General features: G+C 69.1%; 12 protein-coding genes. 1 reads left to right on the forward strand and 11 read right to left on the reverse strand.

The window, feature by feature from the left end; all coding sequences use genetic code 11:
* Positions 1-417 precede the first annotated feature (417 nt).
* Positions 418-1,845, forward strand: coding sequence for a Kelch repeat-containing protein (locus tag C1746_RS00105; RefSeq protein ID WP_162867214.1), 1,428 nt, complete (start codon positions 418-420; stop codon positions 1,843-1,845).
* 106 nt (positions 1,846-1,951) lie between these two features.
* Here the strand turns inward: C1746_RS00105 and C1746_RS00110 are convergent, their stop codons facing one another.
* The 11 genes from C1746_RS00110 to C1746_RS00160 all read right to left on the reverse strand — a co-directional run bounded on the left by C1746_RS00110 (position 1,952) and on the right by C1746_RS00160 (position 10,642).
* A complete protein-coding gene (locus C1746_RS00110) occupies positions 1,952-2,449 on the reverse strand; it encodes a MarR family winged helix-turn-helix transcriptional regulator (protein ID WP_116712696.1) in 498 nt (165 codons plus the stop codon).
* Entirely contained in the window at positions 2,449-2,748 is a 300-nt protein-coding gene (locus tag C1746_RS00115) for a putative quinol monooxygenase (protein WP_116712697.1), read from the reverse strand. Before C1746_RS00115 ends, C1746_RS00110 begins: the two co-directional genes overlap by 1 nt.
* A 42-nt stretch (positions 2,749-2,790) precedes the next feature.
* On the reverse strand, positions 2,791-3,582 hold the full coding sequence (locus tag C1746_RS00120) for a GNAT family N-acetyltransferase (RefSeq protein ID WP_116712698.1): 792 nt from the start codon (positions 3,580-3,582) through the stop codon (positions 2,791-2,793).
* Complete coding sequence (locus C1746_RS00125) at positions 3,558-4,814, reverse strand: amidohydrolase family protein (RefSeq protein WP_162867215.1); 1,257 nt, start codon at positions 4,812-4,814, stop codon at positions 3,558-3,560. The genes C1746_RS00120 and C1746_RS00125 overlap by 25 nt, the downstream gene beginning before the upstream one ends.
* An 86-nt stretch (positions 4,815-4,900) precedes the next feature.
* A complete protein-coding gene (locus C1746_RS00130) occupies positions 4,901-6,112 on the reverse strand; it encodes an adenosylhomocysteinase (RefSeq protein WP_162867216.1) in 1,212 nt (403 codons plus the stop codon).
* The gene (locus C1746_RS00135; protein ID WP_205711612.1) at positions 6,109-7,404 is read right to left on the reverse strand and encodes an adenosylhomocysteinase; all 1,296 of its coding nucleotides are present in this window, start codon (positions 7,402-7,404) and stop codon (positions 6,109-6,111) included. The genes C1746_RS00130 and C1746_RS00135 overlap by 4 nt, the downstream gene beginning before the upstream one ends.
* A complete protein-coding gene (gene vapC / locus C1746_RS00140; protein WP_116712701.1) occupies positions 7,401-7,826 on the reverse strand; it encodes a type II toxin-antitoxin system VapC family toxin in 426 nt (141 codons plus the stop codon). The genes C1746_RS00135 and vapC overlap by 4 nt, the downstream gene beginning before the upstream one ends.
* The gene (locus C1746_RS00145) at positions 7,823-8,044 is read right to left on the reverse strand and encodes a type II toxin-antitoxin system VapB family antitoxin (protein ID WP_162867217.1); all 222 of its coding nucleotides are present in this window, start codon (positions 8,042-8,044) and stop codon (positions 7,823-7,825) included. The genes vapC and C1746_RS00145 overlap by 4 nt, the downstream gene beginning before the upstream one ends.
* 15 nt (positions 8,045-8,059) lie before the next feature.
* Positions 8,060-8,824 (reverse strand): amino acid ABC transporter ATP-binding protein, encoded by a 765-nt coding sequence (locus tag C1746_RS00150; protein WP_116712703.1) that lies wholly within the window; start codon positions 8,822-8,824, stop codon positions 8,060-8,062.
* The gene (locus C1746_RS00155; protein WP_116712704.1) at positions 8,821-9,696 is read right to left on the reverse strand and encodes an amino acid ABC transporter permease; all 876 of its coding nucleotides are present in this window, start codon (positions 9,694-9,696) and stop codon (positions 8,821-8,823) included. Before C1746_RS00155 ends, C1746_RS00150 begins: the two co-directional genes overlap by 4 nt.
* Positions 9,697-9,715: 19 nt before the next feature.
* A complete protein-coding gene (locus C1746_RS00160) occupies positions 9,716-10,642 on the reverse strand; it encodes an ABC transporter substrate-binding protein (protein WP_116712705.1) in 927 nt (308 codons plus the stop codon).
* Between the last annotated feature and the right edge of the window lie 124 nt (positions 10,643-10,766).

Raw genomic sequence — 10,766 nt, forward strand, 5'->3', positions numbered from 1 at the left:
TGCATGACGACTTGATAGTGTGAGGGCGTGGACGGGGCATCGACGACGGCAGCACGGTCTCGGCGGCCGTGGCTTGTCGGCGTGCTGTGTCTGGCAGTGGTCGGTGTGGCCTGGGTCGCTCGTCCGTCGGTGGTCGAGGACACACGACCGACCCTGAGCGCATCGCCAGCCGACGTGCCAACGAGTAGCGGGCGACCGGGGCAGCCACCGGTCGTCGCCAGCCAGCCGGCAACACCCAAGGACCGCCCTGGACCCTCGTGGCCTCCGCCTCTCTCGACGCTCTCGACGCTGCAGGGTCTGCAGTACGAGCTGCCACTTGTCCGTGGCGAGTGGAGCCGGCCGGCTCCACCATTCCCCGACAGCGAGGTGTCGGTCAACCGGCCATTGACGTTCGCGTGGGACGGCCAGGAGGTGATCGTGATTGCTCTATCGACGGTGAGAGCCTACGACCCGGACACTGGGACGTGGCGGCGACTGCCGGACCTGCCCGACGATCGGTCGCTTGGGAGCGAACGACGGGCGTTCGTGCTCGAGGGTCAGGTCGTGGTGGTGGACACCGAGTGGCCGCCACCCGCAACTGAGGGTCCGGTCGACGGGATTCGCACCGGTGCGTGGGTGCTCGAGGAGGAGTGGGTGGCGGTCGAACCTCCACCGCCGGGAAACCTGATTGGAACGATCGACGACATGGTCCTGGTGGCAAGGGTCCGCCAGCCGCCGGACGAGCGGGATCCCGCGATCGTGGACTACTCGCGGTGGACACCCGGCGGGTCGATAGCGCCCCTCGATGTGCCCGACGAGATCCTCGTTGACTTCCTCGTGGACACCCCCGACGGCTTCGTCCTGATCGGCCGGCCGACGCTCGAGGCTGATCCGCCCACTGGGCCGGTGGTGTACGCCTTCACCGATGGCCGATCGTGGCGGCGGCTGCCGGATGCTCCGGTGTTCTCCTCGGCGGAGGGCTCGATGTGGCTGCCCGGCGGGTTGGTGGCAGGCCAGTTGGTGCTGGCGGGTGGCCTGGTGGACGAGAGCGGCGTGGCCATCGCGAGCCTGGACTTGGAGGAAGCACAGCAGGACGCCGACGCAAGTTGGGAGACGGTGCGGCTGCCGCTCGACCCGTCGGCAGCCGAGACCGGCGTGCGAGCGTGGCTCGCCCTCGCCTGGGACGGCCTGGGGACGGTGTACGCCTACGGCACTGACCCGTCCCCGATCTTCGTGTCGTTCGGGATTGAGTCCGGCGAGCTGAGTGTGGCGGTGCACGACGGGCGCAGTGTCCGGGGGACACTGCATTGGGCCGGAAGCCAACTGCTGCTCCTCGGCGGGTTGGGCGACTCGGGCCCGGTCGCCGAAGTCCGAGCCTGGTCGCCGCTCGGCGAGGTCATGGCACCCCTGGACCCCGACCAGCCCGAACTCTCGGGCTGCGTGACACTGAACCCGCGGATCAGACGCGGTCAGGTCGATGCGCCCGCGGGCGTCGGTATGCAGCTGACCCTCGAGGAAGGCCTGCGGGACGGCTGGACCTTGGCCAGTGGTCTCGTTCAGGTCCGGGCCTACGATCAGGGTGTGGACGGCATCTACTACACCGGTGCCGTGGTCCGCGACCCGGACGACGTCGAGGATCTCGCCGTCTGGGTGTCTCCGGACAGCAACGCCACGCTGATCGGGAACGGCGCGGGCGTCGACCAGACGACTGGTCTCATCGACGTTGAACCCGACGAGGTCTACATCTACGCGGCCGACGAGGTTGCTGAGGCTGCTGCAACCTGGCGGCGTGCAGAAGACGGAGCGGGCGACGCCAGCGATTTGGACCAGATCACGGCTCGCCTGGCGTCCTGCTTGGGTCAGTGAGCCGCTCCGCGTTCGCGGGCAGCCCGGCTCAAGTCGGCGCTCGTGCCCCACACACGTAGTACCGGAACATCCGGGCGAACCGACACTTGAACGGGATCTAAGGCGCTCAGGAGCCGGCCCCGGCGCCCAGCAATCCGCGGACGTTGTTGTCCAGTCGGTCCAGGGCCGAGGTGAGCAACCCAAGTTCAGCCTCGGTGAAGCCTTCGAACACCCGGCGGCGTTCGGCGACGGTGTGTGCTAACACGTCGTCCGACAGGGCCCGCCCCGAGTCCGTCAGGGAGATGACCAGGGCACGGCGATCCGACGGGTCGCGCTCCCGAAGGAGCAGTCCACTCGTCACTAGGCTGTCCACCAGTCGGCTGACGTTCGGGGCATCCTCGAGCCCCTCGACGGTCAACTGGCCCTGTCGCAGGGGCCCGTCCTGCTGCAGTCGCGCGATCAGGAACCACTTCTCCGGCGTCAGCACCGGGTGGATCCCGCGCAGGAACCGCGACAGGTGGGTGAGCAGCAGCCGGTTGGTGCGGTGGAGGCGAAACGCCACGGCGTCCTCGAGGTCCGGCGAGTCGTGAACGCTCTCCGCCGTCGCTGCCAGCGGCTCCGTCATCAGGGACCGACCCGGTCTCCCTGGTAGTAGGCGGAGTCCGGCGGCGCAGCCAGGCAGGGACCCGCGATGGCCATCGTCTTCTTGAAGTGATCCGAGGCGACGTAGGTGTCGAAGTCGTCCTTGGTGGCCCACTCCTCGGCGATCATGACCGTGTTCGGGTCATGGGTGTCGACGGAGACGACGAACAGCTCACAGCCCTCGAACGTGGTCGGGACGGACGCCGCCTCCGCACTCAGGGTGTCGATCAGCGTCTGACGACCTTCGTCGGTTGCGGTCACTCGAACTCGTGCGGTCAGCATGGCTCCTCCATTTAGTTGCCTGAGCAATAGTTGCGTGCGCCACTATACACCCAGCTCGAACTCGACGTACCGATGGATCTCGATGAAGCCCAGCCGCCGGTAGACCCCGACCGCAGCCGCGTTGCTGGCCTTGACGTTGAGCCCGACGGTCAGCCCTCGATCGAGCAGCAGACGGCTCAGCCGTGCGGTCACCGCCGCGGCATGCCCCCGTCCACGGGCGTCGGGTGCGGTGATGATGCCACCCAGGCCGGCGACCCCGTACTGCTCGCTCAGCACATGGGTACCGCCAGCCGCGACCAGCCGACCTGCCTCGCGAACGCCGACGAACACACCGGCCCGGAGCATCGAGGGCAGGAAGTAGGCGGCCCCCGGATCGGTGTCGTACAGCGCCTGCAGATCGGCCAGGTCGTCCGTGCTCAGGACCTCGGCGCTGCCCGCTCCTACCGGCTCTCGAAGAGCCGCTGGCGAGATGCTCATCTTCACGTGGGTGCCGAAGCTGTCCACCGCCCGCACCCGGGCCATCGCCTCGTCGGCCCCCACCGGGGCGAGGACCAGTGCACCCGCCGGGATCTGGTCCACGACATCGGTGAGCAGCGCGGTCGTCAGGTCGGGCGCCCGCGGCGAGATCGCGTAGACGGCGACCACACCTTCAGGCCCAGGAAGCCGAACTCGACCGACCGCGGCTGCGCCGTCACGCCACCACACCGAGTTGTCCCAGAAGCGGTCTTCGAGATCGGCCAGGCCGTAGACGTGGATGGCCGTGTCTCGGCGGAACAGCGCGGCCAGCCCATCCCGATCAGTCGTCATCATCAGTCGGCTGGGTGCGTGGGCCATCGCAGCTCTCCGGCGACGACGGTTGCGGCACAGGTGCCCGCGCCGGACCGGACGATCTGGGTCACGGCGTCAGCGGCGGCCACGCCCGGCAGGTAGAACACCGCCAGGTCCGCCCGCTTGCCGGGCTGAAGGGACCCCAGACGGTCGGCCAGCCCCAACGCACCTGCACCACCGAGCGTGGCCGCGTGGAGCAGTCGGTCGAACACATCGGGGGCGTCGTAGCCGCCGGCGAACGCCAGGTCGGCCAGCACCGCGAGGTCCTCCAGGGGGTCGAGCGAGGTGGAGGAGGACAGGGAGTCGGTGCCGACCCCGAAGGCCACGCCTTCGCGCAGGAAGGCGGCGACCGGCGGATAGTCGACCCCGACGACGTGGTTGGAGCGGGGACACAGCGCCACGACGGAGCCGTGCTCGGCCACTCGCCGTCGGCCGTCCTGACCCAGATAGACACCGTGTGCGAGGTGGACGTCGGGCCCCAGCAGGCCCAGCTGCTCCACGAACTCGCTGGTGCTCAGGCCGGTCCCGCCCTGCTCGAGGATCGGCATCGGACGGCGGCTGACCACACGCAACCGGTCGGCCAGCGTGCCTGAGCCGCAGCGGAAGTACTCCTCCTCGCCGTCGGACTCCGCGACGTGGATGTGGAGGCGGACGCCGAGCTCGCGGGCCAGGTGGGCCATGGCTCGGAGCACGGACTCGTCCAGGCTGTAGGGCGCGTGGGGCGAGATGCCAACGGAGGTCACCTCGCTCGTGGGTGCCGTGGCGACGGCCTCTCGGAGCTCGTCGCCCACACTGCCCGTCCACTGGTCGGCATCGACGGCGATCAGTTCGAGGAAAGCGACGCCGGGGAGGCCGGCGTCGAGCAGCACGTCCCGGGCCTCGAAGTTGGTGACGATGTCGCTGACGCAGGTGACGCCGGCCGCCAAGGACCGGGCGACCCCCTGCTCAGCCGAACGCACCCAATCGCCGTCGGCCTGTCGGGCGTACTCCTCGTTGAACGCGATCGACCAGGCCGTGTAGTCCTCGTAGGGGGTCGAGCCGACGGCGGCGAAGGAGGTGTACTGCAGGTGGGTGTGGGCGTTGACCAGCCCAGGTGTGAGGACCCCGCGATGCTCGACGACCTGCGCGCCTGACCCGTCGGCAACGAGTTGCTCGGCGGTCCCCACGTCCGTGATGATCCCATCACGGACGGCGACGGCTCCCTCCGGGATCGGGGGGCTGACGACCGGGAGGACCACGTCCGCGACGTGGATTTGACGCGATCGTGCAGAAACCCGCGCATGCGTGGGTTTCTGCACGATCGTGTCGACGGCGGGCCGGTCGGTCACCACCGAAGAGAGGCCTCCACCTGCGCGGGCGACGGAACGTCGATCGTGACCCCGACCGCGTGGAGTTGTGACAGGGCCACCTCGTCGTCGATGTGCTTCGGCAGCAGGTGAACTCCGACGGGCAGATCAGCTTCGACCAGGTAGTCGAGCGCCCGCATCTGCAGCGCCAACGACAGGTCCATCACCTCGATCGGGTTGCCCTCCGCTGCGGAGGTGTTCGCGCAGAACCCCTCGGCGATGACGAAGACGGTTGGGCCACCCGCCACCACCAGTTCCCGGACCCCCGGTCGAACCACCTCACCGAACTCCAGCACCACCCCGTCCGTCGGGGTCGGGTCGAACTCCGGAGGCCCCATGCCGCCCACCGCGACGATCGCCCCGTCCGGCATCGCCGCGACGTGCTCAGCCGTGAGTGAGTGACCGATGCCGGAGGCGGTGATGACGACGTCGGCCCACGTCACAGCCTCAGCCACGGGCGCGACATCGTGACCGTCGTGGTGGGCTGCCAGCGCCTCGACCGGGTCGATCTCGGTCACGGTCACTCTCGCACCCAGTGCCCGGGCGGACGATGCGATGCCCTTGCCCACGCGGCCGTACCCGACGACCACGACGCGTTTGCCCTGCAGTTGGGTGTTGGTTACGTCCAGGACCGCCATGACGACGGACTGGCCCGTGCCGTGCACGTTGTCGAACAGCAGCTTGGTGCGGGCGTCGTTCACGGCGACGGCGGGCACCGCCAACGATCCGTCAGCGGCCATGTTCCGGAGCGGACGTACACCACTGGTCGTCTCCTCCGCCACGCCGATCAGCCCCTCCAGAAGCTCAGGCCGGTCGGAGTGGAGGTACCTGATGACGCTCGCGCCGTCATCGGCCAGCAACTGCGGCTCGGTCGCGACGAACGCCGCCCGTAGTTCGGCCGCCCGCTGGGCTGACGCGCCTCGTTCGGCGAAGACGGCGATGCCGGCCTCCCGCAGCGCGTCGGCGGTGGCGTCCTGCGTGGAGTTGGCCGACCCGGCAACCACCACTTCGGCGCCGAGCGAGTCCAGTGCCAGCGCCAGGTTGGCCGTCTTCGGCTCCAGGACCAGCGACAGGGCCACCCGCTTCCCCGCCAGCCGGCCGCCAGTGCGGGCGACATTGGTTGCCGCGGCGAGTGCGGGCATGTGCCGGCCAGCAAATCCGATTGCCCGCTGCCCGTGGGAGGCACTCACGACGCCTCCTCCCCGCTGAACAGCTCGCTGAGCGTGTCGGTCTGACTCACATCCAGCGCGTCGAGCGAGATCCCCCGACTGGCGAGCTTGGCTCTGGCGATCGCGTCATCAAGCTCCACCGGGAAGTCGTGGACACCCGGCGGCAGCGGCTCCCCGGAGGCGTCGGCGGCAGCCAGCAGGTGACACCCCAGGGCCTGCACGGAGAAGGAGAGGTCCATGATCTCGATCGGGTGCCCGAGCCCGCCAGCGATGTTGACCAGTGCGCCCTCGGCCAGGACGTAGACGTGTTTGCCATCCAGGTCGAGCTGGGTGACGCCCGGCCGGACCTCCTCCTCTGCCACTGCCAGGGCACGGAGGGCCGGCACGTCGATCTCGTGATCGTGGTGGCCGGCGTTGGCCAGGACCACGCCGTCGCGCAGCGCCGCCGCATGACCCTCGGACACCGCCCGGAGCCCACCGGTGGCCGTGATGACGATGTCGGCCGCAGCCAGCGCGGCCGCGATGTCGGCCACGTCGTGCCCGTCGGTGTGGGCCTCGAGCGCCTTGACCGGATCCACCTCGACCGCGGTCACCCGCGCCCCGAGGCCTGCGCAGTAGGTGGCGATCCCCCGGCCGACCCAGCCGTACCCGACGACCACCACCCGCTTGCCCGGCAACCGGAGGTTGGTGAGCTGGAGGATGGCCTGGACGGTCGACTGGCCGGTGCCGTACCGGTTGTCGAACAGGTGCTTCAGCTTGGCGTCGTTGGCGGCGATCGCGGGCATCGGCAGCCCGTCACGCTCGTGGAGTTGGACGAGTCGGGCGACGCCGGTGGTCGTCTCCTCCGACACACCTCGAACGGCGGCGTACTGCTCCGGCCGGTCGCGAGCCATCCGAATGGTCAGCTCGGCGCCGTCGTCGATGATGAACTCCGGACCGGTATCCGCCACGGCGAGCAGGTCCTTCTCCCACTCCTCGACTGTGGACCCCCTGGTGGCGTGGACCTGGATGCCGCGCTCGACCAGCGCCGCGGCGACGTCGTCCCGAGTGGACCAGGGGTTGGATCCGGCAGCCACCACGACGGCACCGGCATCCGCCAGCACCGTTGCCAGCAACGCCGTCTTGGCCTCCAGGTGAACGACAACTGCGACCCGCCTGCCCTCCAGCGACCCGTCGGAGAGCCGCCGACGGACCATCCCATCGAGCACCGGCGAGCGACGACGGGCCCACTCGATCGCCTGGTGCCCGGATGCCGCCCGGGCGGGTTCGGCGATCCTGCTCCACGCGGCCGCATCCGAGGCGCCGCTGCTCACGAGCCGTCGTCCTCGACGGTCAAGCTGGCCGCATCCATCTGGAGCGCCATGATCGTGGCGATGCGCGCGAGGTCGCGGTCCTGGGCCAGGACTGGAACGTCCTCGCTCTGCGCCACGGCAGCGATCATGCAATCGAGGAGGCCGCGGGGCGTGACCCCCCGTGCTCGACACGACCGGTAGATGGTCACCGCGCCGTCGAAGTGCGCCGTGGGACGAAACCGGAGCAGCGGGAAGCGGGCCATCATGCGACGCAACTGTTGCTCTCGGGCGGTGTCTCGTGCACCGGCCAGCACCTCCATCACCACCGGCTCGGTAACAGCCACCCGGTTGGTCGTCGCGATGAGGGCGGTCAGCCGCCGATCGACCGCGCTTCCGGTCGCCCGGTCGAACTCCACCCAGGCCGAGGTGTCCACGAGGATCACGACGCGCGATCGGCACCAGGCGGGAAGACGTCATCCGGGACGTCGGCCATCGCATTGGTGCCACGCATCGCCAGCGCCTCGGCCCTCGTCATGGGGTCCGCGCTCAGACGCCGGAGCGCAAGATCGACCGCCTCGGTCTTCGTCGACAGTCCGTACCGTTCCATCACCGTCGCCAGAGCCTGATCGTCGATCTCTATGTTCGTGCGACTCCGGCCCATACACCAATCGTACACCTAGAGCCGCCCAGCCTCGATGATGCGTTGGAGGAACTGACGGGTTCGCTCCTCCTTCGGGTCGCTGAACAGGGCCTCAGGAGGTGACTCCTCCACGATCCGGCCGCTGTCCAGGAAGCAGACCCGGTCCGAGACATCGCGCGCGAACCCCATTTCGTGGGTCACGATCAGCATCGTCATGCCCTGGGCCTTCAGGTCCCGGATCACGGCCAGCACGCCACCGATGAGTTCGGGGTCGAGCGCCGCCGTCACCTCGTCCAGCAGCAGGACGTCCGGCCGGGTCGCCATGGCCCGGACGATCGCCACGCGCTGCTGCTGCCCGCCGGAGAGCCGGTCGGGGTAGGCGTCGACGAAGTCACCCATCTCGAACAGCCGCAGCAGCTCGAGCGCGTTGGACTCCGCCTCCTCGCGCGTCACGTCGTGCACTTTGCGAGGCGCCAGCGTCACGTTGTCCAGGACGCTCATCGTGGGGAAGAGGTTGTAGGACTGGAAGACGATGCCGACCCGCTTGCGCAGCTGTCGCTCCGGCAGCGTGCCGCTGGCGAGGTCGACGCCGTCCAGCAGGATCTCGCCGTGGTCATAGGGCACGAGCCGGCCGGCACACCGCAGCAGGGTGGACTTGCCCGAGCCGGAGGCGCCGATCAGCGTGACGACCTCATGCTCGGCCACGTCCAGGTCGATCGCGTTGAGGACGAGCGTCTCGCCGTAGTACTTCGTCAGCCTGCGGATCGAGAGCTTGGGCGCGGCAGGGCTGGTCTGGCTCATGCGGTCCGCTGCAGTCGCCGCTCCGCGTCACGCCGGGCGTACCAGTCGGCGAACCGGGCCAGCGGAACGCTGGCGATCAGGAACAGGATGGCCGCGACGATGAAGGAGGAGTAGTTGAACGTCCGGTCCTTGATGATCTGCGCCTCGCGGACGGCATCGCGGATCCCGATGACGCTCAGCAGCGCGACGTCCTTCTGCAGTGACACCAGACCGTTCAGCAGGGCCGGCGCGACGTTGCGGATGGCCTGGGGGATCACGGCGTACCGCATCGTCTGCCACTGGTCCAGACCGAGGGCCTTGGCGGCGGCCCGCTGCCCGTCGTGGACCGAGTCCATGCCGGCGCGGTACACCTCTGCGGTGTAGGCCGAGTAGCCGGCCACCAGCGCAACCGTTCCCCAGAACAGCGCCCCGTTGGGCAGACCCGGCAACTGGAGGGCCGGGACCCCGAAGCCCAGCAGCAGGATCAGCAGCAGGGCCGGAACCCCGCGCAGGAAGTCGATGTAGGCGATGGCGAAGACCCGCAGGGGGGCGAACAGCGGCCCGGTCAGCGATCGCATGACCGCGAGGACCAACGAGACGACCAAGATCAGGATCTCGGCGATCACCCACACGCGCATGTTGATCCAGAAGCCCTCCAGGACGGCCGGGAAGGCCTCGACCATGGCCTCGCCCGAGAAGAACTGGCGTTGGACCACCGGCCACTGCTCCGAGGACCCGATCCACCACGCCAGCAGCCCACCGACCACGACCGTCGAGAGGATCGACAGCAGGATCGGCGTCCATCGCTCCCGGCGGCTCAGCCGGACGGGGGCCGGCGCAGCAGGAGCCGGATCGGTCGCGCTGGCCTCGCTGGAGGCGACCTCAGCGGTCATCTCGCGGCCATGTCGGCGATCAGGACTCGATCAGGGGGATGTCACCGTCGCCCTGCAGCCACTCCACCGCGAGCTCGTCCAGGGTCCCGGCCTCGTCAAGACTGGTCAGGGCGGCGTCGACACACGGCTTCAGCTCACTGCCCTCGCTGAACAGCAGACCCATGCCCTCGCCCTCGGTGCCCTCCTCCGCAGGGAGGACGGCGGCGATGGTGGCGTCCTCGATCTCCACGGCGGTGAGGAACAGGGCCGTCGGGAGCGCGGCGACGGTGGCGTCGATCTGCCCGGCGACCATGGCTGCGACGACATCGGCCTGGGTGTCGAAGACGGCGACGTCCTCGAGCTCCAGGACGTTCTCCATGTAGTCCAAGTCGGTGGTTCCGACGGTGGCGCCCCATGTACCGGCCTGCAGCTCCTCGAAGCTGGTGGCCTCAGCCGCGGGTGTGCCGTTCAGCGCGATGACGGATTTCTGGCTCTCGTAGTAGGGCACCGAGAAGTCGACGACCTCGTCGCGCTCCTCGGTGATGGAGTACTGCTGCATGTTGAAGTCGTAGTCCTTGTCACCCGGCGTGATGGCCGCGTCGAACTCGGTCCGAACCCACTCGACTTGGTCGGCGCTGAAGCCCATCTCCTCCGCCAACGCGTAAGCGACGGCACTCTCGAAGCCCTCACCGTTGGTCGGGTCGTCGTCGATCATCCACGGTGGGAAGACCGGCTCGCCGGTGGCGATGGTGAGGGTTCCGTCGGCGAACAGCGGCAGGCTGTCGACCTCGCAGTCGCCCGCCTCGGCCGCTTCATCACCGGCGTCCTCGTTGGCCTCGTCGCTTGCCTCCTCGTCCGTGGCCTCCTCGGTGCCGTCAGTCGTCCCCTCGTCGTCGGTGGTCTCACCGCCACACGCGACGATCAGGAGGGCCAGAACGGTCAGGAGGGCGAGCAGCCGTGTGTTCAATGTCGTGTCTCTCGTGAGGGGCCGTCTCTTCGGAGGACGGCAGCGGATCGCGTGACTCTATCGAAGGGGTTCGCTGGACGCCAGACGACCACAACCGGTTGGCAGCCTGTCTCCTCGGTCCAAG

The sequence above is a fragment of the Euzebya tangerina genome (assembly GCF_003074135.1).
GTDB lineage: Bacteria > Actinomycetota > Nitriliruptoria > Euzebyales > Euzebyaceae > Euzebya > Euzebya tangerina.

What these genes read in the sequence shown, in the direction of transcription:
- C1746_RS00110 (WP_116712696.1), bottom strand. Translation starts at nt 2,449, where the DNA reads ATGACGGAGCCGCTGGCAGCGACGGCGGAGAGCGTTCACGACTCGCCG.
- C1746_RS00115 (WP_116712697.1), bottom strand. Translation starts at nt 2,748, where the DNA reads ATGCTGACCGCACGAGTTCGAGTGACCGCAACCGACGAAGGTCGTCAG.
- C1746_RS00120 (WP_116712698.1), bottom strand. Translation starts at nt 3,582, where the DNA reads ATGGCCCACGCACCCAGCCGACTGATGATGACGACTGATCGGGATGGG.
- C1746_RS00145 (WP_162867217.1), bottom strand. Translation starts at nt 8,044, where the DNA reads ATGGGCCGGAGTCGCACGAACATAGAGATCGACGATCAGGCTCTGGCG.
- C1746_RS00150 (WP_116712703.1), bottom strand. Translation starts at nt 8,824, where the DNA reads ATGAGCCAGACCAGCCCTGCCGCGCCCAAGCTCTCGATCCGCAGGCTG.
- C1746_RS00155 (WP_116712704.1), bottom strand. Translation starts at nt 9,696, where the DNA reads ATGACCGCTGAGGTCGCCTCCAGCGAGGCCAGCGCGACCGATCCGGCT.